The organism is Sphingopyxis sp. (genome assembly GCF_016793825.1).
GTDB lineage: Bacteria > Pseudomonadota > Alphaproteobacteria > Sphingomonadales > Sphingomonadaceae > Sphingopyxis.
Genome location: NZ_JAEULM010000019.1, coordinates 197,642 through 219,205, shown reverse-complemented (window position 1 = coordinate 219,205; position 21,564 = coordinate 197,642). Strand labels below are relative to the sequence as shown.

General features: G+C 65.1%; 19 protein-coding genes. 10 read left to right on the top strand and 9 right to left on the bottom strand.

Annotated features, from left to right (window positions below; genetic code table 11):
• Positions 1 to 3: 3 nt before the first annotated feature.
• On the bottom strand, positions 4 to 753 hold the full coding sequence (locus JNM03_RS05410) for a methyltransferase (protein ID WP_294035048.1): 750 nt from the start codon (positions 751 to 753) through the stop codon (positions 4 to 6).
• A gap of 330 nt (positions 754 to 1,083) precedes the next feature.
• On the opposite strand from JNM03_RS05410, the gene JNM03_RS05405 reads away from it, so the two are divergent.
• The 3 genes from JNM03_RS05405 to JNM03_RS05395 are packed head-to-tail and all read left to right on the top strand — an operon-like array spanning position 1,084 to position 5,265.
• Entirely contained in the window at positions 1,084 to 2,823 is a 1,740-nt protein-coding gene (locus tag JNM03_RS05405) for an amidohydrolase family protein (protein WP_294035046.1), read from the top strand.
• Positions 2,823 to 3,830, top strand: a complete 1,008-nt coding sequence (locus JNM03_RS05400) for an NAD(P)-dependent alcohol dehydrogenase (RefSeq protein ID WP_294035342.1) — start codon at positions 2,823 to 2,825, stop codon at positions 3,828 to 3,830. Before JNM03_RS05405 ends, JNM03_RS05400 begins: the two co-directional genes overlap by 1 nt.
• Before the next feature lie 10 nt (positions 3,831 to 3,840).
• A complete protein-coding gene (locus JNM03_RS05395) occupies positions 3,841 to 5,265 on the top strand; it encodes an amidase (RefSeq protein ID WP_294035045.1) in 1,425 nt (474 codons plus the stop codon).
• A 10-nt stretch (positions 5,266 to 5,275) separates the two neighbouring features.
• Here the strand turns inward: JNM03_RS05395 and JNM03_RS05390 are convergent, their stop codons facing one another.
• From JNM03_RS05390 to nhaA, 4 genes are all read right to left on the bottom strand, one after another.
• The gene (locus JNM03_RS05390) at positions 5,276 to 6,403 is read right to left on the bottom strand and encodes an aminotransferase class V-fold PLP-dependent enzyme (protein ID WP_294035043.1); all 1,128 of its coding nucleotides are present in this window, start codon (positions 6,401 to 6,403) and stop codon (positions 5,276 to 5,278) included.
• Positions 6,400 to 7,167, bottom strand: a complete 768-nt coding sequence (locus JNM03_RS05385; RefSeq protein ID WP_294035041.1) for a tryptophan 2,3-dioxygenase family protein — start codon at positions 7,165 to 7,167, stop codon at positions 6,400 to 6,402. The genes JNM03_RS05390 and JNM03_RS05385 overlap by 4 nt, the downstream gene beginning before the upstream one ends.
• 140 nt (positions 7,168 to 7,307) lie before the next feature.
• Positions 7,308 to 8,663: a hypothetical protein gene (locus JNM03_RS05380; protein ID WP_294035039.1), complete on the bottom strand. Its 1,356-nt coding sequence runs from the start codon at positions 8,661 to 8,663 to the stop codon at positions 7,308 to 7,310.
• The gene (gene nhaA / locus JNM03_RS05375; protein ID WP_294035037.1) at positions 8,660 to 9,934 is read right to left on the bottom strand and encodes a Na+/H+ antiporter NhaA; all 1,275 of its coding nucleotides are present in this window, start codon (positions 9,932 to 9,934) and stop codon (positions 8,660 to 8,662) included. Before nhaA ends, JNM03_RS05380 begins: the two co-directional genes overlap by 4 nt.
• Positions 9,935 to 10,078: 144 nt before the next feature.
• Between nhaA and JNM03_RS05370 the strand changes: the two genes are divergently transcribed.
• From JNM03_RS05370 to JNM03_RS05350, 5 genes are all read left to right on the top strand, one after another.
• Positions 10,079 to 11,509, top strand: coding sequence for a glycosyl transferase family protein (locus tag JNM03_RS05370; RefSeq protein WP_294035035.1), 1,431 nt, complete (start codon positions 10,079 to 10,081; stop codon positions 11,507 to 11,509).
• Between the two features lie 275 nt (positions 11,510 to 11,784).
• Positions 11,785 to 12,645, top strand: coding sequence for a hypothetical protein (locus JNM03_RS05365; protein ID WP_294035034.1), 861 nt, complete (start codon positions 11,785 to 11,787; stop codon positions 12,643 to 12,645).
• A gap of 219 nt (positions 12,646 to 12,864) precedes the next feature.
• Positions 12,865 to 13,773, top strand: a complete 909-nt coding sequence (locus JNM03_RS05360; protein ID WP_294035032.1) for a sulfite exporter TauE/SafE family protein — start codon at positions 12,865 to 12,867, stop codon at positions 13,771 to 13,773.
• Entirely contained in the window at positions 13,770 to 14,540 is a 771-nt protein-coding gene (locus JNM03_RS05355; protein WP_294035030.1) for a TIGR02186 family protein, read from the top strand. Before JNM03_RS05360 ends, JNM03_RS05355 begins: the two co-directional genes overlap by 4 nt.
• Before the next feature lie 79 nt (positions 14,541 to 14,619).
• Positions 14,620 to 16,332, top strand: a complete 1,713-nt coding sequence (locus JNM03_RS05350) for a DUF87 domain-containing protein (RefSeq protein WP_294035340.1) — start codon at positions 14,620 to 14,622, stop codon at positions 16,330 to 16,332.
• A gap of 28 nt (positions 16,333 to 16,360) precedes the next feature.
• Here the strand turns inward: JNM03_RS05350 and JNM03_RS05345 are convergent, their stop codons facing one another.
• Positions 16,361 to 16,747, bottom strand: a complete 387-nt coding sequence (locus tag JNM03_RS05345; RefSeq protein WP_294035028.1) for a VOC family protein — start codon at positions 16,745 to 16,747, stop codon at positions 16,361 to 16,363.
• 44 nt (positions 16,748 to 16,791) lie between these two features.
• On the bottom strand, positions 16,792 to 17,919 hold the full coding sequence (locus JNM03_RS05340; RefSeq protein ID WP_294035026.1) for a cell wall hydrolase: 1,128 nt from the start codon (positions 17,917 to 17,919) through the stop codon (positions 16,792 to 16,794).
• A 405-nt stretch (positions 17,920 to 18,324) separates the two neighbouring features.
• Between JNM03_RS05340 and JNM03_RS05335 the strand changes: the two genes are divergently transcribed.
• A complete protein-coding gene (locus tag JNM03_RS05335; protein WP_294035024.1) occupies positions 18,325 to 18,831 on the top strand; it encodes a hypothetical protein in 507 nt (168 codons plus the stop codon).
• Between the two features lie 25 nt (positions 18,832 to 18,856).
• Here JNM03_RS05335 and dmeF read toward each other — a convergent pair whose 3' ends face one another.
• A complete protein-coding gene (dmeF, locus tag JNM03_RS05330; RefSeq protein ID WP_294035022.1) occupies positions 18,857 to 19,801 on the bottom strand; it encodes a CDF family Co(II)/Ni(II) efflux transporter DmeF in 945 nt (314 codons plus the stop codon).
• A gap of 8 nt (positions 19,802 to 19,809) precedes the next feature.
• Positions 19,810 to 20,085, bottom strand: coding sequence for a metal/formaldehyde-sensitive transcriptional repressor (locus JNM03_RS05325; protein ID WP_294035021.1), 276 nt, complete (start codon positions 20,083 to 20,085; stop codon positions 19,810 to 19,812).
• Between the two features lie 178 nt (positions 20,086 to 20,263).
• Here JNM03_RS05325 and chrA point away from each other — a divergent pair, with 178 nt between their 5' ends.
• The gene (gene chrA, locus JNM03_RS05320; RefSeq protein WP_294035019.1) at positions 20,264 to 21,445 is read left to right on the top strand and encodes a chromate efflux transporter; all 1,182 of its coding nucleotides are present in this window, start codon (positions 20,264 to 20,266) and stop codon (positions 21,443 to 21,445) included.
• The last annotated feature ends 119 nt before the right edge of the window (positions 21,446 to 21,564 follow it).

The following is a 21,564-nucleotide window of genomic DNA, read 5'->3' as shown; positions in this document are numbered from 1 at the left end:
CCATCATCCCGGTTTGCGAAAGCGCAGCGTGAACTGGTCGGTCTTGCCGCGAATGGCGGGATCAAAGACGTTCGCGGTGCGCGGATCATCGGCGCGCGCATAAAGATCGCTCTCCGCCTCCAGCTTGAAACCCGCCTTGGTCAGCGCGGCGACGACCGCCGCCTTGTCGATGCGGTGAAGGCTGTCCGACAATGTGGTGCCGCTGCCGTCGGCGGCGCTGTGGTCAACGACGATCAGCGCGCCGCCGGGTTTCAGCGCTGCGAACAGCGCCGCGCTCGCCTTGTCGCCGGTGCCTTCGGGAAAGGGCTTCAGATAGAGGTCGTGGAAATTCTGGACGGTAATGATGACGTCTAGGGGCGCGGGGAAAGCGGGGGCCGCAAAGGGGCCGCCGACGGCGTCGACATTGGCATAGGCGGCATCGACTGCGGCCTGATCGTCACCATATTGTTTCTTGAACGCGATGAACTCGGCGGGCTGGAAGGCATAGACCTTGCCCGAGGACCCCACCGCGGCGGCGAGGAGACGGGTTACATAGCCGCCGCCCATCACGAAATCGCCGACGCTCTGTCCCGGTTTGACCCCGGCAAAGGCCAGCAGCTCCGCCGGCTTGCGTGCCGCATCGCGGTCGCGGTCGGCGGCGGGGCGCGCGGGATCGGCGAGCGCCGCCTTATAGTCCGGGGCGGGTGCCTGCTTCGCGACGACTGGCGGCGCGGCGACCGCAAGCAGGAGGGCGAGGGTAAGCGGACGGATCATGGTAGCGACTCCCTTTCGTTCGTTGCGGCACGATAGCGGCTTGCGGTCCGCTTCGCGCGCCTATTCTTGCGCGGGTCGCGTACTGGCGCTTTCCTACATCGTTCCGCCATGCGAGCATCCGGTCGATGTTCCGTACCGCTCCGTGCAGACGCTTTCGCGACTCAACGAGGAGGCGCCGGCCATGGGCTGTCCGCCGCTAAAGCGACAAAGGAGACAGAAACGATGCGCCGATGCGTGTCTTTTGTCGCTTTAAGCACCTGGCCAAAGCGCTTGGCATCTCGCCAATCCGTGATAGGTTTTCTCCTGAAACCAAAAATTGGGAGAGCGGACATGCATGATCTGGTGATTCGCGGCGGCACGGTCGTCGACGGTTCGGGCGGAACGCCCTTTGTCGCGGACGTCGCGGTCGCTGGCGATCGCATCGTCGCGGTGGGCCAGAATCTTGGCGCCGGGCGCGAGGAGATCGATGCGGGCGGCAAGATCGTCACGCCGGGGTTCGTCGATGTTCACACCCATTATGACGGGCAGGCGACGTGGGATGCCGAAATGGCGCCGTCAAGCTGGCACGGCGTAACCACCGTCGTCATGGGCAATTGCGGCGTCGGTTTCGCTCCCGCCAAGCCCGATCGCCACGAATGGTTGATCTCGTTGATGGAAGGGGTGGAGGATATCCCCGGCACCGCGCTTGCCGAAGGCATGTCGTGGGATTGGGAAACCTTTCCCGAATATATGGACGCGCTCGAAAAGTTGCCGCGCACCGTCGATGTCGCCTGTCATGTGCCGCACGGCGCCGTGCGTGCCTATGTGCTGGGCGACCGCGAAAAGCCCGGCGCGATCCCGACCGACGCCGACATCGCCGAGATGTCGCGGATCGTCGAGGAAGGCGTGCGCGCCGGCGCGCTCGGCTTTTCGACCAGCCGCACCGTCCTGCACAAATCGATCGATGGCGAGCTCGTCCCCGGCACCACCGCGACGGCCGAGGAACTGATCGCGATCGGCCGCGCGATGGGCCGCGTCGGCTATGGCGTGTTCGAAATGGCGAGCGACCTGAAACGCGAATGGAACGAGTTTCAGTGGATGGGCGACCTCAGCCGCGAAACTGGCCTGCCGGTAACCTTTGCCGCGCTGCAATCGATCGCCAAGGAGCTGCCGCTTGAGGAGCAGATAGAGGAAATGCGGAGCCAGAATGCGACCGGCGCCAACATCGTCGCGCAGATCGCGCTGCGCGGCAATGGTATCATCATGGCGTGGCAGGGCACCGTCCACCCCTTCCGGTTCAAGCCCGCATGGAACGAGATCATCGACCTGCCTTGGGAAACGCAACTCGCGAAGCTCAAGGATCCGGCCTTCAAGAAGCGGATGGTCGAGGAGGGCAATGTCTGGCCGGAAAGCGACATTCTCGACTTCCTGAAAGTCGTCGCCGAAGGCTGGCCGGTTCACTTCGAGATGGATCCGGACTTCAATTACGAACCGCGCATGGATGAAAGCATCATGGCACGCGCCGCGGCGGCGGGCGTTTCGCCTGCCGAATATGCCTATGACCTGCTGATGAAAGACGATGGCAAGGGCTTCATCTATTTCCCGATCCTCAACTACCGCGACGGGAACCTCAATTTCCTTGAGGACCTGCAGGCGGCGGACGACACGGTAAACAGCCTGTCGGATGGTGGCGCGCATTGCGGGACGATTTGTGACGCGGCGTCGCCCACCTTCATGCTCCAGCACTGGGTCCGCGACCGCGCGGGTGCCCGCGTCGCGCTGGAACATGCGATCAAGCGCCAGTGCCGCGATACGGCGATCCTTTATGGACTCGAAGATCGCGGCGTCCTTGCGCCCGGCTATCTCGCCGACCTGAACGTCATCGACATGGAAGCGCTGAAGCTCGGTAAACCGTGGCTCGCGTTCGACTTGCCGGCGGGCGGCAAGCGGCTGCTTCAAAAGGCGGATGGCTATGTCGCGACGGTGAAGTCGGGCGTCGTCACCTTCCGGGATGGCGCGATGCAGGGCCCGACGCCGGGCGGCGTCATTCGCGGTCCGCAGCGGGTCGAAATGGCAATGGCGGCCGAATGATGCGGGCGATCAGGCTCCGCGCACCGGCCTCCCTCGACAATCTGATCTCGACCGATCTCGCCGACCCCGGTTCGCCGGGGCCGGGCGAGATTCGGGTCCGGCTGGCGGCGTCGTCGCTCAACTTTCACGATTATGCCGTCGTGGCCGGGCTGATCCCCAGCGCCGACGGCCGCATCCCGATGTCCGACGGTGCCGGAACAGTGGAAGCGGTCGGCGAGGGCGTCACCCAATTCATCCCCGGCGATCTGGTCGTGTCGACATTCTTTCCCGAATGGAACGATGGCGCCCCGCCGACGAGCGCCTTCACCGGGGTGCCCGGCGACGGGATCGACGGCTATGCACGCTCGGCGGTCGTGACGCCGCAGCATTGGTTTACCCGCGTGCCGATGGGTTATTCGGCGGCCGAAGCGGCGACGCTGACCTGTGCCGGGCTGACGGCATGGCGCGCGCTGTTCGTCGACGGCCGGACCGAACCGGGGTCGACCGTGCTGGTGCAGGGCAGCGGCGGCGTTTCGGTCTTTGCCTTGCAGTTCGCCAAGGCCGCCGGCGCCCGGGTGATCGCGACCAGTTCGTCGGACGAGAAACTGGAACGCCTGAAGGCGCTCGGCGCCGACGAACTGGTGAATTACAAGGCAGAGCCGGCGTGGGGCGCGAAGGCGATGGCTCTGACCGATGGACGCGGGGTCGATACGGTGGTCGAGATCGGTGGCGCCGGTACGCTTGATCAGTCGATGGTCGCGGCGCGGGTCGGCGGCCATGTCGCGCTGATCGGCGTGCTCGCGGGTTTTGCCGGGCCGGTACAGACCGCGCTGTTGATGGCGAAGAATCTGCGCGTGCAGGGGCTGACGGTCGGGAGCCGGCAACAGCAATTGGCGATGATCGCCGGGATCGAGGCGAACGGCATCCGGCCGGTGATCAGCGACCATTTCCCGCTCGAACGCCTGACCGATGCGTTCCGGCACCAGATCGCGAATGCGCATTTCGGCAAGATCGTCGTCGATATCTAGGGAAAGTGTCATGAGCTTCGCCGAATATGATCGTTACGACGCGCTTGGTCTGGCGGGTCTTGTCGCAAAGGGTGACGTGTCGCCGCTGGAGCTCGTCGATACCGCGATCGAGCGGGTCGAGGCGCTCAATCCGTGCCTGAACGCGGTGATCTTCACCGACTTCGACGGCGCGCGCGAACGGGCGAAAGGGGGCCTGCCCGACGGGCCGTTCAAGGGCGTGCCCTTTCTGCTCAAGGACATATTGGGCGATCTGGCCGGCTGGCCGACGCGGAACGGGTCGCGCATTTCGCCGCCGGTGCCGATGCCCTTTACCGCGACGCTGGTGCAGCGTTTTCTCGCCGGTGGGCTGATACCGCTCGGCAAGACCAATGTCCCCGAATTCGGCGTCGTCGCGACGACCGAGAGCAAGCTTTACGGGCCGGCGTGCAATCCCTGGAACCGCGATCATTCGACCGGCGGGTCGTCCGGCGGGTCGGGTGCGGCGGTGGCCGGCGGGATGGTCCCGGTTGCGCATGCGAACGACGGCGGCGGGTCGATACGCATCCCGGCGAGTTGCAACGGGCTGGTCGGATTGAAGCCGACCCGCGGGCGCAACCCGCTGGGCCCGATGCTCGGCGACGTGATGGGCGGGCTTGCCGCCGAACATGTCGTCAGCCGGACCGTGCGCGACACGGCGGCGATGCTCGACGTGACGGCGGGCGCCGAACCGGGCGATCCTTATGCGGCGCCACCCGCTCCGCCAAGCTGGCGCCGCGCCGCCGAGGCGGCGTGCCCGACGTTGCGGATCGCCTTTGCCCGCACCGCGCCGGGTGGCGCTGCGCTCGATCCGCAGGCGGTTGCTGCGGTAGACCATGCCGCGAAGCTTTGCGAAAGCCTAGGCCATCATGTCGAGGAGGCCTCGCCGCCGGTCGATAACGCGGCGATGGTTCCGGCGTTCATGGCCATCTGGTCGAGCGGCGCGGCGATGCAGATCGACGGCATCGCGATGATGACCGGGCAGACGCCTGGCCCGGACAATCTCGAAGGGCTGACCCGCGGTCTCTATATGATGGGGAAGGGGATCAGCGCACCGCAGCTTTGGGGCGCGATCTTCCAGCTTCAGCAGATGGCGCGTGCGGTTGCCGCCTGGCACGCCAATTATGACGTCTGGATCACGCCGACGCTGGGTGCGCCGCCGCCGCGCAACGGCAGCTTTCCGCTCGACAGCGACGATGTCGCGGTCGGGTTCGGCGCCATGACCAATTATGTCCCTTTCACGGCGATCCAGAATGCCACCGGCCAGCCCGCAGTCAGCCTGCCGCTGTGGTGGACGCCCGAAGGCCTGCCGATGGGGACGCAGTTCGTTGGCCGCTTCGGCGAGGAAGCGCTGTTGCTTCAGCTCGCGACGCAGCTCGAAATCGCGCAGCCATGGTTCGACCGGCGGCCGATGCTTTAGGGTCCTGACCCTAGGCGAAGGCGGCCACCGCCGCCTCGACATCGGCCACGCCGTTGTAAGCGTGGAACGAGAGGCGAACGATGGGTCCGCGGAAATCGACACCGATGTCGCGCGCCGCGAACGCGGCAGCAACGCGCGGCTGGTCGGTACCGGTGTCGATGCATAATGTTCCGCCGATCGCACCCTGCGGCCAGCGCCATTGCGGCGTCAGGGGTTCGAGCGCATCGCGCAGCATCGCCTGCAACGTCCGGTTGTGGGCCTGAATTCGGTCGATCCCGATCGCGGCTATTTCGCCAATCCCGGCCGCGGACAGGATGAACGGCGCGACGTCGGGGGTGCCACCCCACCAGCGCCGGGCGTCGGGGGCATAGCGGAAGTCTCGGATGTTCATTTCGAAGGGATATTCGTGGCTCCACCAGCCGCGCTCCATCGGGGCCAGGGCAACGCGGTCATGCGGCGCGACCCATATCCACGCCGCGCCCGGACCGCCGCACAGCCATTTGACGCTGGTACCAAGCACGGCATCGACGCCCCATTCGGCGGGCGTCACGGGCACCACTCCGACCGATTGCGCGCAGTCGGCAATACAGCGTGCGCCCGCTGCCCTCGCCACGGCGGAAACCGCGGCAAGGTCGGCCAGCGCGCCGCTGTTCGAACTGACATGCATCGCGACGACAAGCGCGACGTCTTCCGCCAGCGCCGCGCGCCAGCTCGCGGCGTCGCGAACGTCGGCGTCGTCCGGCAGATAGCGTGTCGTCCAGCCCGCCGCGGCGAGCCCGCTCGCGACATAGCCGATCGTCGGAAACGCACTCGGCGCGAGCAGGATCGTGCGGCGTTCGGTCGCCTGTCCCAGCGCCGAGATGTAGCGTGAAAGCGCCGCGCTGACGTTGGTCGCGGGACAGATGTCGCGTGCCTCGACCTCGATCAGCCGGCCGAGCGCCGCGCGCCATTCGTCGATCGCGCTGAGCCAGTGGGGCCACGCCTCGCCGGCTTCGCGCCACGGCGCCAACAGCCTGTCGCGGAGCGCCGCCTCGGCCGCACGCGGTTGGCAACCGACGCTGTGGCTTTTGAGGTAAATGGCGCCGGGCGGCAGGTGGAAGCGGTCGGCGACCGCTTCCGGCAGCAGCGTAGCGTTCACAGCCCGCTGCCGTGTCCGGCGGCCGACGGGCTACTGATGCTGTCGCGCTTCACGCCATATTCGGCGCCCCAGCGGTCGGTCATCTCCCATCGGATATCCCAAAGCTCGGGGAAGAAGCGGTGCCGCGTGCCCGCATTGAGCAGTTCGACCGGTCGCCCCTTCAGCGACTTTGATCCCATCCCGATCGAACGGTGGATCAGATAGATGTGAACCGCTCGGAATATCTGGAACTGTTCGTCGAATTCGACGAGGGCCTCGGCGACCATATAGGCGTCGTCATGCTTGTACCCGATGTCATAGACGTCGGCGACGGTGCGGCCGGCGGGTTCCAGATAGGCCGCCTTATACTGGACCCACAGCGGCTGCGGAATCGTCAGCAACGTCTGGAAGCCGGGGCTTTCCTGTCCCGACCCGTTGCCGAGCTGGAGGCGGATCGACTGATAGTCGAACGGGCTCATCGTCTCGAGCAGCGCAAGCTGGCTGGTCATCAAGCGCATGATACGGTTCACGCGGTCGAAGAGAGTGAGAATGCGCATCGTTTCGCGCGCCGCCATATGATCGCCGATTTCGCCGAGGGTGAAGGCGATCAGCTTCATCCATAATTCCTCGACCTGATGGACGATCTGGAACTGGAGTTCGTCGGGCGTGCAGAGGTCGGAAAGCGGCTTTTGGCAGTCGAGCAGGCGATCGACCGCCAGATAGACGCCATAGTCTTTCATGTCGGGCGTTTCGATGCGGCGGTGAAGGTCGGTTTTGTCGAGCATGGTCTGCTCCTTTGGACAGGTGTGGCACAGGTGACGGAGAGCGCCGAGGCGCCCCGGACGTCAACCGCGCGGCATCACGCCTGCGGGCGGGCGCCGCGGCGATCCCGCCTGGCCGAGCCACAGGAGGGCGCTGTCCGCTGTCATCGGCCCAGCAGATCCTTCGGCAGCGTCGGTTCGCTGATTATCTTCGCCATCCGGCGCCACATGACCTCACGGCTCGGCTTCCCACGCTCGACATAGGCCTGAACAAGCTGCTCGCCGAGCCCGTAATTGATCACGTAACTGCGATATTGTTCGGTGAAGCGCACCGACTGGTCGGCCCGATCGGGCGAGACCAGCATATATTTCTGGGTCAGCCGTACGGCTTCGGCGCGATCGATCTCACCGTCGAGATATTGCTGGGCGATCGTCAGCCGGGCACCCGATACGCGCTTGATCGCTTTCAGAAGCTGCCAATAGCGGTCGTCCGTCGGGATAGCGATCTCGGCGATCGGCATCAGCACGTCGCGTTCGGTGTCGGCGCGGCTCTCGCCAGGGAAAGCAAGGTCGATGCCGTAATTGGCGCTGCCTTCCGCGATCAGGCTTTGCGGACTGTAGAGCGGATAGACGTTGAACTCCGACCAGCCGCGTCCCCTGCTCAACTGTTCTTCGAGCTTCATGTTGAGGAGGTGATGTCCGGGATAGCCTTCGTGGCACCCCAGATCGAGCGCGCGCGACAGGCGGATCGGCAGGTCGGTGTTGACCTGGATCAGGCTGTGGTAGCCGCCCTGATAGTAATTATAGCCGCTCCAGCTCTTGCCGGTGACGAACTCCAGGCGAAAGCTTTCGCCTTCGGGCATCGCGATCTGCGCGGCGCTGCGGCCCCGGCAGCGCGCGATCGCCGCGTCGAATACCTTCTGCAGCCGGTGCTTCGGGATAGTGAAGCGGTCGAGATAGGCCTCGACACGCTGCCAGAGCGGCCCGTCGCCGGGGGCTAGTGCGTCGACCCGCGCGAGATCGGCGTCATAGCTTGCGAGCGGCTTCAGTCGCGGACGAATGCCGAACAACCGCTCGGCCTCGTCGGCGAACGTGAAGCGCGTTCCTTGCATCATCAGCAACCGGGTTTCGGCGGCGCGAAGCTGGGCATGAAGGAAGGTGGCGCGGCGGCGATCCGCCGCGTCGGACAGGCGCCGCGCTGCGGTCTCGAGCTGCAGGCTCAGCGCCCGCGTCGCGGTCAGCAACGCGGTCTTGTCGCGCGGTGCCGCCTCGGCCGCCGCCTTGATTTCGGACGGGCCATAATAGGCATCGATATAGCCGTCCTCGTGCGTTCCGATCTCGAGGCTGAGCCGGACATAAGCGGTGGCGATATCGTTCATGGCCTGTGATGAAACCGGAGCGCGGCGCACGTCGATCGACGCGACCCTTGCGGCAGGGTCAGCCTGCGGGGTTTCGGTGGTGGCGCACCCTGTCAGCGCCAGGCCGACCGCAGCAGAAAAGGCGAAGGTGGCGGCCTTCATTCCTGTGCCTCGGACATATCGCGTACATCGCCATCCGCGACGATTTCGTCGTCGGTTTCGGCTTCGATCGCGGCGTGATCCGGATGCAGCGGGGCCAGCCGCAAAACGACGTAGCCGGTCAGCGCTGCGGCCAGCGATCCCATCAAAACCCCTATCTTCGCTTCGTCGATCAGTGCCGGCCTGTCAGGAAAGGCAAGGCCGCCGATGAACAGGCTCATCGTAAAGCCGATCCCGCACAACATCGCAACCGCGTAGATTTGCAGCCAGGTGGCACCACGCAGCTTGCCCGCGATCCCGAACCGGACCGACAGCCAGACGCTGCCGAAAATGCCGATTTGCTTGCCGAAGAACAGGCCCGCGGCAATCCCGAGAGGCAGCGGGGCCAGAATCTGGTCGACACCCAGGCCGCGGACATCGACGCCCGCGTTGGCAAAGCCGAAGACCGGCACGATCGCGAAGGCGACCCAGGGATGCAGCGCATGTTCAAGCCGGTGAAGGGGCGAGGTCTTGCTGTCGGGAGCGCCCGGCGTGCGCTCGAGCGGAATGGTGGTCGCCGCCAAAACGCCCGCGATCGTCGCATGCACCCCCGAAAGCAGCATCGCGTACCACAGCAGCGCAAAGAGCAGCATATAGATCGCGAGATGCTTCACGCCGCCGCGATTGCAGGCGACCATGATGCCCAGAAGTCCGGCGGCGGCCGCCAGTGCCACAATATTGATCGCCGCAGTGTAGAAGATCGCGATGATTGCGACCGCACCCATGTCATCGACGATCGCGACGGTTACGAGGAAAAGCTTCAGCGACGTCGGCGCGCGTTTGCCGAGCAGCGCGAGTACACCCATCGCGAAGGCGATGTCGGTCGCGGCGGGGATCGCCCATCCGCGCGCGAGTCCATCGCTGCCGCCGGCAAACAGCATATAGAGGATTGCGGGAACCGCCATTCCCGCCGCCGCGGCGATAAACGGAAGGCGCCGCCGATCCGGGCTCGCGAGCCTGCCATCGACGAACTCGCGCTTGATCTCCAGCCCGACGAGCAGGAAGAAAATCGCCATCAGTCCGTCGTTGATCCAGAGATGAACCGTCATCGGGCCGAGCTTGTCGGTCAATGTCGGACCGATCACCGCATGCACGAGATGGGCGTAACTTTCGCTGAAGGATGAATTCGCAACAATCATCGCCATTATGGCCGAGAAAATCAGCAAGATTCCGCCCGCACTTTCACTTTTCAGAGAGGCAGACAAAGCTGAGCGATTGGCGGAAATGCTGGACATAGGGTGAGATGCAGCCTGTTTTCGGAAGAGGGTGTCATTCTTTTCTATCGTCTATGCGCAATCCCGCCACCCTTTACAAAAATTGCGTCCCGATTACCCAATATCGGGTCAGCGTAATCACGCGATCGGGGAGCGGGGCAAGCGGTGGAACCGGCGTCCGCATGGCTGGAATGGCTGGTGCAGAGAACCGGCGGCGAACTGATGCTGTTTGCGTCGGTCGGCATTCTGTTGATCGGAATCGACGACCTGTTGTTCGACCTTCTGTGGCTTCGGATGCGAGACCGGTCGCAGATCGTTGCTCGTCCTGCGGCGCTTCCGCCGGCGGAGGTGCGCGATGAGAGGCTGGCGATCTTCATACCGGCCTGGCGCGAAGATGCGGTTCTGCCGGCGACACTGGAGCGCGCGCTCATGGCGTGGGCGGGCGAAGATTTTCGCATTTATATTGGCTGCTACCCCAATGACAGTGCGACGCTGCTCGCGGTGTCGCCGTTGGTCGCCCGCGACCAGCGGCTGCGCCTGGTTATCGGTCAGAGCGACGGTCCGACGACGAAGGGCGACAATCTTAACGCGCTGTGGGCCGCGCTCGGCGAAGACGAACGCGCCGAGGGCTTTCGCTTTGCCGGAATCGTCCTGCACGATGCCGAGGATTATGTGCATCCGGCAGAATTGTCGGTTTATCGCCGCGGGCTTCGTGATCACGCCATGATCCAGATCCCGGTGGTACCGTTCGTCGATCGGGGATCGATCTGGATCGGCGGTCATTATTGTGACGAATTTGCGGAGGCGCACGGCAAGGAGGTCGCGCTTCGTTCGCAGCTCGGCCTGCCGGTACCTTCGGCCGGTGTGGGTTGTGCGCTGTCGCGCAACACCGTGACGCTGTTGGCCCTCGAGCGCGGCGGGCTGCCGTTCCGGGCCGAAAGCCTGACCGAAGATTATGAACTGGGCATGCTGATCGGCGCCTATGGGCTCAGCGCCCGCTTTGTCGATATCTTCGGGCCTGCCGGTGATCGCATCGTGTCGCGAGGTTCCTTTCCCGGCACCGTCGAAACGGCGGTCCGCCAGAAGGCGCGCTGGATTGCCGGCATTGCTCTGGCGGGATGGGATTCGCTCGGCTGGATCGGACCCGGGCGCCGCGGAGCCGCGAGGCCGCGCCGCGACATCTGGCTGACGCGGTGGATGCTGTGGCGCGACCGCCGCGCCCCGCTCGCGGCGCTCGTCTTGTTGACCGCCTATGTCGCGCTTGTCGTGACAGCGCTCGGCAAGGCCGGGCAAATTCTTGCGGGATGGGCACCGCCGCATTCGAGTGAGGCGCTACGGACCCTCATGGCGATCGACGCGGCGATACTCGTCTGGCGCCTGGGGATGCGCGGCCATTTCACGGCGCAATGGTATGGCGGTCGTCAGGCGCTGATGGCCTTGCCGCGCGCCTTTGTGGCCAATGTCATTGCCATTCTCGCGGCGCGGCGCGCAGTCGGACTCTATTACCGCATGTTGCGGTCGGGGAAGGTCGTTTGGGACAAGACCGAACACCACCCCAACCCCGATCATGTGACGCCCGGTGTGGCGGCGCCCTGATGGGGCTCGTGGCCGGCATAAGGATAAGCGGCGAAGCACGCGCGCTGCGTTTTCTGTTGATCTGCCTGATTGGGTGGGTCCTGATTCGGATTCTCGTCACGTCCAATCCGGCGGCGCCCTTTGTCCCCGAGGTCGTTCGCCCGCCCTGGCCGCCACCTTCCGCGGCTCGGATCGCCGCGGTGGTCGGAGGTCCGGCGGCCTCTTCGGTTTCGGCCGCGGTCCGGGCGTTGCCGGCGTCGCGGACACCGCATCTGTCGCGATCGGTCCGACCCTCCGTGGCGAGCCCCGGTCAGCCCGCGGCGCGCGGCAGCGGCGCGGGAGGGCTCGACGTCGATCTTCACCGTCTCCGTTTCGCGATGATGACCCGCTTCATCCAGCCGTCTGCAGGCATTGCAGCCATTCCAGCGCGCGGAGCAGGTTGGGGCTCGGCGCCGGCCATCGCGCCCGTGCCGCCGGGGCTCGGTCAACCCTTCTGGATGCAAAGGCAACTTGCGGGTTGGTCGATCGGAGGTTGGATTTATCTGCGCGACGGCTCGGGCGGGACGTCAGGCGCCATCGCCGCCGAGGGGCAATTGGGCGGCTCGCAGGCCGGCGTGCGCCTCTCTTATGGTTTTGGCGGCAGCGGCCGTCTTCGCGCGTACGGCCGTGCGACCATTGCGGTGGAGCGTCCGGCGCAGCGCGACCTTGCCGCCGGCTTCGCTTTTGCGCCCGTCAAGCGCCTTCCGGTCGATATCGCGATCGAGCAGCGCGTCGCGGCCGGCAGGCAGGGGCGCACCGCGCTTGCGGCGTACGCCGCGGGGGGAGTCAGTAATGTGGCGCTGCCCGCAGGGTTCCAGCTCGACGCCTATGCGCAGGCCGGTGTCGTCGGGGCCCGGCAACGCGACGGTTTCGCCGACGGCGCCGTGGTGATCGACCACCGCCTGGGCGCTCACGAAACCGCGCCGTTGCGACTGGGCGCCCTCGCCGCCGCGGCGATCCAGCCCGGCACCGGACGGGTCGACATCGGTCCCCGGCTGACGCTCAAGCTTCCCGACGTCGGTCATGGCAGCCGGATCGCGATCGACTGGCGTCAGCGGATCGCGGGCGATGCAAGGCCCGAGAGCGGGGCCGCGCTGACGCTTGCGACCGACTTCTGACACGGCATCAAATTTACCTGCCGCCGCCGATTCCCCGGCCCGCAAAAATGCTCTAGGGTTTCGGGACTCGGCGCTGTTTCAGGCGGCGCGCGCGGGTTTCGAACCGGGTTGTTCAAGGCGAGAGAGCGGGGGCGCAAATGCACAGGAACGAAGGCCGAGCCGCGACGCCGCCGATCAGCCTGCGGCACCTCGTATCCATCGTCCGGAAGCGCTGATCCTGTGGACCTTTATCTTCCCGTCGCCAATCTGTCGGTCAACGCGCTGGTGATTATCCTGCTCGGTGGCGGTGTCGGTTTCCTGTCGGGAATGTTCGGCGTCGGCGGAGGGTTTCTGACGACACCGTTGCTGATCTTTTACGGCATACCCCCGACGGTCGCTGCCGCGTCGGCGGCGACGCAGGTGACCGGCGCCAGCGTATCGGGCGCGCTTGCCCATTTCGAACGCGATGGTGTCGATGTCCGCATGGGGCTGGTGCTGATCTGCGGCGGCCTGCTCGGTTCGCTGATCGGTGCGGGGCTGTTCGAGTTGCTCACGGCCTGGGGCCAGATCGATACCGCGATCAACATCCTCTACGTCGTTCTTCTCGGTTCGGTCGGCGGGTTGATGGCGCGTGAGGCGTGGACGACGCTCCGCGCCGTACGCGCGGGGCTACCGGCGCCGGCGCGCAAGCGGCGGCATCATCCGATGGTCGCCAACCTGCCCCTGCGTTGGCGTTTCTATCGTTCGGGCCTGTATATATCGCCGCTCGCGCCGCTGCTGCTCGGGACGATCGTCGGTGTCTTGACGATGTTGCTCGGGGTCGGCGGCGGGTTCATCATGGTGCCCGCGATGATCTATCTGCTCGGCATGGGGACGCAGGTCGTGGTGGGTACCTCGCTCTTCCAGATATTGTTTGTCACGATTGCGGCGACGATGGTCCACGCGATGACGACGGGGGCGGTGGATATCGTTCTTGCGGGGCTGCTGTTGCTTGGCAGTGTCGTCGGCGCGCAGTTCGGCGCGCGCTTTGCGCAGAAGGTAAAGCCCGAATATCTGCGCATGGCGCTCGCCGTGATCGTGTTGCTTGTTGCCGCGCGGATGGCGGTCGGGCTCTTCATCCGTCCCGATGAAATCTATACCGTGCAATGAGTGTTTCCCGCGCCCTGATCGTCATTCTGGCGATGCTGTTTTCGGCTTCGACGGCGCGGGCCGCCGACCCGCGGCTTGTTCCCGATGTATCGAGCCGCGCGATCGACATCCAGTACAGCTTTACCGGCGAAGAGTTGCTGCTGTTCGGGGCGATTCTTTACCCGGGGCAGCGCCTGCCCGAGGATCGCGCCGATATCGTGGTGGTGCTCAAAGGCCCGGTGCGCCCGATCGTGCTGCGGGAAAAGCGGCGCGTAGCCGGTATCTGGGTCAATGCGAGCAGTATTCGCCTCCGTTCGTCGCCCGGATTCTATGCCATCGGATCGTCGCGGCCAATCGACAAGCTGGTCGATGAACGTACCGCCGCAATCTTCGAACTTGGCCTGACGAACCTCTCGATGTCCCCCACGGGATTTTCGGAAGCGCGAAAGCTGGAGCGTTTCGAGGGTGGGCTGATCGACCTGTATCGGCGGATCGGCCTGTTCTATGAAAATGCCGCGGCGGTCGAGATCACCGAAGGCGTGCTCTATCGCGCGCGTATTCCGGTGCCGGCGCGCGTGCCCGTGGGAACCTATCGCGCCGAAACCTACCTTATCAGCCAGGGGCGTGTGCTGGCGGTGGCGTCGCGCGATGTCCAGATCCGCAAGGCGGGGTTCGAACGCTTTGTTGCATTGGCGGCGCAGCGCCATGGCTTTCTCTATGGCCTCAGCGCGGTCGCGCTGTCGCTGCTGCTCGGCTATGGGGCATCGGCCATTTTCCGCCGCCGCTGACCGGCTGCGCTTTAATGTAAGCGCTTTGTTTACCCCCACCTGCGATACCGGCATCGGGACAACAATGGCGGGGCTGAATATGGATATGCAGAGCGGTGGGTTTCCCGCCGGAGATTCGACGGCTGCGCAGCACGTCCGGTTGGCGGGCGGCGGTACTGCCGCGGCCGTCGCGCCGGTCGTGACGCACCATCGCGACGAGTTGTTGATCGGCGAAGTCATTGATATTTCGGGTTCGGCTTCGCGCATTCTGCTTGACGCCACGACGATCGGTCAGCTCACATCGTCGCCCGATGCCGCGGTCGCGATGGCGGGTCAGGTCGGCGCGCAGATCAAGATTCGGGTGGGCAATGTCTGGCTGCTCGCCAGTATCCGCGACCAGCAACTGCACGAACGCGGCGAAGGGCTGATTGTCGCGACGGTCGATTTCCTCGGCGAAGGCGATGAAGAAAAGATCACCGGTCGCATTCACAATTTCCGCCGCGGTGTCACGCGCTATCCGATTCCGGGAAGCCAGGTCTATGCGGCGACCAGCCACGACCTGAAGCAGATCTATGCCGCCGACGAGCGCGCGCATGTCGAGATCGGCACTGTCTATCCGACGAAGGATATCCGCGGTTCGCTGTATGTCGACGCGATGCTCGGCAAGCATTTCGCGCTGCTGGGATCGACCGGTACGGGTAAATCGACCAGCGCCGCGCTGATCCTCCACAAGATCTGCGAGCTCGCGCCGCAGGGTCATATCGTGATGATCGATCCGCACGGCGAATATTCGGCGGCCTTCAAAGGCACCGGCGCTCTGTTCGACGTCGACAATCTGGCCATGCCCTATTGGCTGATGAACTTCGAGGAGCATTGCGAGGTATTCGTGACGGCCGAAGGCCGTGATCGCCAGGCCGACTGCGACGTTCTGGCGCGTTGCCTGCTGCAGGCCCGCATGAAGAACCGGCTTGCCGAAGGGATGACCAAGATCACGGTCGACTCCCCGATTCCCTACCTCCTCTCCGACCTGCTCAACATCCTTCAGAACGAGATGGGCAAGCTCGACAAGGCGACGTCAAGCGCGCCGTTCATGCGCATCAAGGGCAAGATCGAGGAAATGCGCGCCGACCCGCGGTATAATTTCATGTTCTCGGGCATGCTCGTCGCGGACACGATGGCAAACTTCCTCGGCAAGATCTTCCGCCTGCCGTCCGACGGTCGGCCGATCTCGATCATCGACGTGTCGGGCGTGCCGTCGGATATCACCGGCGTCGTCGTCGCGGTGCTGTCGCGCCTGACCTTCGACTATGCGATCTGGTCGCGCGGCGAACCGCAACGTCCCATCCTGCTCGTCTGCGAGGAGGCGCATCGCTACATTCCGTCAAAGGACATCGGCAAAGGCCAGTCGGTCCGCAAGATCCTGGAACGTATCGCCAAGGAAGGCCGTAAGTACGGCGTGTCGCTGGGTCTGATCACGCAGCGGCCGTCCGATCTCGCCGAAGGCGTGCTGTCGCAGTGCGGTACGATCATCTCGATGCGCCTCAACAACGAACGCGACCAGCATTTCGTGAAGGCGGCGATGCCCGAAGGCGCGCGCGGCTTCATCGATTCGATCCCAGCGCTTCGCAACCGCGAGTGCATTGTCTGCGGCGAAGGCGTTTCGATCCCGATCCGCGTCTATCTCGACACGCTCGAAGAGGACAAGCGGCCGGCGTCGAGCGATCCGCTGTTTTCCAAGCTGTGGCGCGAAACCGGCGGCGAGGCGGAAATCCTCGAGCGCGTCGTCAAGCGGTGGCGTAGCCAGGGCCGGTAAAGAGACACCCGCCCGGTTTCGCTCGGCCTCAGCTCTTCGGCGGCTCCCAAAGTTCGATCGGATTGCCTTCGGGGTCATGGACGCGCGCGAAGCGGCCCACGCTGGGGTCGTCCCATTCGGGTTTGGTGATCACTTCGTCGCCCGCTTCGTGAAACGGCACCAGTACGGCGTCGAGGTCGTCGACCCGCAGGTTCAGCATGTGTTGCCGGTCAGCAGGAAAATAGTCGGTGTCGGCCTTGAAAGGCGCGAAGACGAGTGGGCCGGCGGTAACGTTCCACACCCACTGATTGGGCGGCACGCTCTCGTCGGCGCTGCAGCCGCCGCCGACGCCCAGCCGTTCGCGATACCAGGTGCCGAGTTTCTCCGGGTCCTTCGAACGGAAGAAGAGGCCGCCGATGCCTTTCACATGTCCCATGACATCCTCCCTGATGGTGATGCCACGAGACTAGGCGGCTTCGGTCAGCGAATCCACTCCCCGCTCTTGCTGAACTCTTCCCTGATCTGCCCGGACTGGTTCAGTCGCGGATCGGCGTAGGTCGGCGTAGGCGGCGCGGGGGGTGCTGCGGGCAGGGGCGCGCTGGGGGCCGACATCGTGCCCGGCATCGGTGCCGGCGCAACATCGGGCAGCGGTGCGGCGGTGCCGGCCAGTGCGGGGACCGGTCCCGCGCCCGGCGCGATACCCTGGCCCTTCAGGATCGCAAGCTGCTGCGCCACGGGCATATAGGGGCCCGGCACCGGCTCGCGGCCGGTATAGGGTGCACGGAAGGCGTCGGGCATGCCCCAGCGGCCGCGCCAACGGTGGAAGATGTGCGCTCCGACGATATTCGTCATGACGAGGCTCTTACCCCAGCGCGGCCAGATTGCAGTCGTGTGATAATGGGTCGCGAGGCCGACGCCCGGAAACACATATCCGTTGAGCGCGGCGGCGGCGATGCGGCTTGCGCGGAGCCAGTTGCGCCGTTCGGGCGCGCGCGCCATCGCGCCGTCGCACGAGAAAGTGAACTGACAGACGCCTGCGCGCTGCGATCCCTGGAAGACGACTCCGCAGATCGTGTTCGGGAAGCTGGGATGCCGGGCGCGGTTGACGATAACCTGTGCGACCCCGCGCATTCCGTCGTCGCTTTCGGACGCGGCCTCGTAGTAGATCGCGGAGGTCAGGCAATAATGCGCGCGCTCGCGGTCAAGCGCGGTGAGCCCGCGAAAGACATAAGGCGTGGCGGGCGGCCCGACTAGGGCTTCCTGTTGCAGTTGCGCCGCGGTCAGCGGTGCGTTGGCGGTTGCATCGGCATAGCCGACGCTGTCGGGGTTCGGCAGCGTCGGATCGATCTTCAGCGCGTCCTCGTAGGTGTCCGCGTTCATCACCGCCCAGCGGGCCGGGTCATAGGTCTTGAAGTTCAGCGGTACGGTAACGCTGTACGGCCCGAAGCCGCGCGGGCGATATTGACCGCTCGACAGCGTGAGCGCGAGGCAGGCGACGACCACGACCGCGACCAGCAATCCCCAATATTCGCGGCCCGGCCCCGCCGGCCTTTGCGGCACCGGATCGCGCCACGTCGAGCGGGCGGAAAGGGTCAGTTCGGGTTTCATATGTCGCGTCAAAATCTCCGCGGCCGATTCGCCCGAACCGCCGTCACCCTGCCTTATGCCCTGAATCGCCAATAAAATGTTTCGCTCTCTGCGCGATGTACCGGAGGGGGACAAGCGCGCCGCCGGGCATGAAGGGCGATTGCTCGCAAAGCGTAGGCTTCATTTGGCGTGGAATGATCCGCCCCGACCGTCCGCGATATCGCCGGGATACCGCCGAAAAGGTCGAAATCGTCTTCCCGCTATCCACGAAATCAATGGGTTGCAGGATCGATCGAGCGACCGGAGCGGCGCGTTTCTGTTGCTGTCCGCCGGAGACATCCTTGCCCGGCGGAACGGCGTTTCCTCGCGTGAAGGGTGCCTTGCCATGTTAGCGTCCTGTTGAGGCTGCTGCGCTAACTTCCCGCCGTGACCGATACAGGCCTCCCGACTTATCGCCGCAGCGCGCGGAGTGATGCCCGCATGTGGCTGTTGCTGGCGGTCGGTGCGATGTTCTTCTGGGCCGGGTCGACGATCCGCCCCGAGGAGAATTGCAGCGAGGACGGGCGCGAGTGCGCGCCATGGCTGGTACCGTTGGCGCAGGCGCTCGGCGCGCTGGTCGCTCTGGGTGCCGGCCTGAACATGCTGGCCAATCCCCGCCGCGGCAGCTTGCTGGACCCTGCAACGGGCGACCTCGTCTGGTGGCAGGGGCGTATCGGCAGGGCCGGCGGCGATGAAGGGCGGATCCACCCGTCGCGGATCGGCAAGCTTCGTATCGTCCGCAGGGACGAAGGCGACGATGAGGTCCATCTGTATGACATCGACGGGAATCGGCAGTTCTGGTTCGATCAGGAGGTGATCCCCTGGCCTTATGAGCGCTGGGCAGGCAAGCTTGCGAAGCTGGCGCCGCATATCGAGGTCGAGGTTATCGACTAGGGTCCTGACCCTAGAGGGTCCAGTTCTATCGCGTCTCCACGGTCAGATGCTCGATTTCGCGTATCGGTCGCAGCCGCTGGCAGATCGTGCTGCGTGGCGCGCCAACCACGCTGACGATCGCGGCGTGCGCGCCGGGGCCTACGCGCCAGACGTGAAGGTCGGTGATCGTCGCGTCGCCCGGCCCCTCGACCCGTGAACGGATTTCGCTTTCCAGCGCGGTGTCCGTGGCGTCGAGCAGTACCGCACCGGTGTCGCGCATCAGCGTGGCCGACCAGACCGCGATGACGATCGCGCCGACGATACCCATTGCGGGATCGAGCCACACCCAGCCCAGATACCGACCGCCGAGCAGCGCCGCGATAGCCAGAACCGAGGTCAGCGCGTCGGCGATCACGTGGAAATAGGCGGAACGAAGGTTGTTGTCCTTCTCGTGCCCATGGTCATGAGCGTGATCATGATCATGATCCTCCGCATGGTCGTGATGATGGCTGTGATCATGCCCGTGCTCGTGTCCGTGACCGAGGAGGAGGGCGCTGACGATATTCACGCCAAGGCCGATCACCGCGATCACCGTCGCCTCGCCGAACGCGACGGGGCTGGGATTGACGAGGCGGATCGCCGATTCCCAGGCAATGCCAAGCGCGACGATTCCGAGCACCAGCGCCGAAGCGAAGCCCGCCAGATCGCCGACCTTGCCGGTCCCGAACGTGTATCGGCCGCTTTCCGCATGGCGTTTGGCATAGCGATAGGCGAGCGCCGCGATGCCAAGCGCGCCGGCATGCGTCGCCATGTGAAAGCCGTCGGCGAGCAGCGCCATCGAGTTGAAGACGATGCCGGCGGCGATCTCGCCCACCATCATGACGGCCGTCAACAGCACGACCCACAGGGTACGGCGCGCATTCTCGTCATGCCGCGCGCCCAGATAGACATGACGGTGCGTCAGCGCATCGATTTCACTGTCGAGCGACATTTTTCCCCCTATTTCCCATAGCGGCGGATCGCGGCGAGCAGCTCGTTGCCGCCCTCTGCTCGTTCGGCGTCGGAGAGGCCAGGCGCGACGACGTGCGATTTCAGATGATCGGCGACAAGCTCGTCCATCAGTCCAGCCACCGCCCCGCGCACTCCTGCGACCTGATGCAGGATCGCGGCGCATTCGGCGTCGCCTTCGATCGCACGTTCGATCGCTGCAAGTTGTCCCGCTATGCGCCGGGTGCGTGCCAGAAGCTGGTTCTTGTCGGAGCGTAAGTGCGACATAGGATACCCCCCTATCCTATAAGAATAGATCGGGCAATCGGGATAGAAGGCAAACTATCTTTTGCCGTGTCCGCAATATGCTATCTCGACGGGACGGGCCACGCGGACGCCCGTTGAGACGGCTCGCTGTCCAAGTTCCGCTCCATCGTCCGCTTTTGCGGAAAGGAGCGCGCTTGCCATGTCGATCCCGGACCCTTCGCCCCCCCGACTTTCCCTTTTGCAGCTCTCCTGGCGTTTTCTGCGCTTTGGCTTTTTCGCATTCGGCGGTCCGGTCGCGCAGATAGCAATGGTGAAGCAGGCGCTTGTCGAGGAGGAGCGGTGGATTTCGCCCGAGCGCTTCAACCGGCTGCTCGCGGTGATGCAGATATTGCCGGGGCCGGAGGCGCATGAACTGTGTGTCCACCTTGGGATGGTCGCGCGCGGACGGATGGGTGGGCTGCTTGCCGGGCTGGGCTTCATGCTGCCGGGCTTTGCGCTGATGCTGGGCGCGGCGTGGCTCTACAAGGACTGGATCGTCGGCAATCCGGCGATGATTTCCATTTTCCTGGGCGTGCAGATCGCGGTGCTTGCAATCATCTTGCGTGCGGTGCAGCGGATCGGCACCCACATCCTCGAAGACAGGTTGTTGTGGCTTCTCGCTGCGATGTCCATGACGGCTACGCTGGCTGACGCGCCGTTCTGGATTCCGCTGACAGCGGCAGGGCTCGTCTATGGTTTTGCGGCGCGGCCTGCCGCCGTTGTGGCCGTGCTGGCAGCAGCTATCGGGTTGGCTATGCTGATGCCGGGCGCCGGCCCTGCCGGGACGCCGACGGTCGCGGCGAGCGAAGTGGGAATCATCGCGCTGTTCGCAACTGGGCTGAAGGGCGGACTCCTGACGTTCGGCGGTGCCTATACGGCAATTCCCTATGTGCGCACCGACACCGTCGGCCGTGGCTGGCTGTCCGATGCGAGCTTTCTCGACGGCGTCGCAATCTCCGGAATGTTGCCGGCACCGCTCGTCATATTCGCGACGTTTGCAGGCTATGTCGTGGCCGGGATGCCGGGTGCGCTCGCGATCACGGCCGGCATGTTCCTGCCCGCTTTCGCCTTTTCCATGATCTTCTTCGAGCGGCTGGAGGCGGCGGTGGAGAATCCGGCGTTGCACCGCGCGCTGGCCGGAGTCGCCGCTGCGGTCGTCGGCGTGATCGGTGCGACATTGCTTCAACTTGGCTGGGCGACGGCACTTCGTGTGTCGAGTCCGGCCGCGGGTCTCGCGATCTTCGGCAGCGCGGTCGCCGCCGTGACGGGGCTCAGGGGGAAATGGTTGGCGCCGCTGCTGGTGATTGCGGCCGGCGGGGCTGGGTGGCTGCTCGACCCCTGACGCCATTCCCCCTTGCCGACTCAGCCATCCCGGCCTATATGCGCCGTACTTCTTGACATGGTTAGCCAGTTGGGACGTCGGGGCCGCGGGCCGCGGCGGCTGTTTCCGCATGGTTTTCC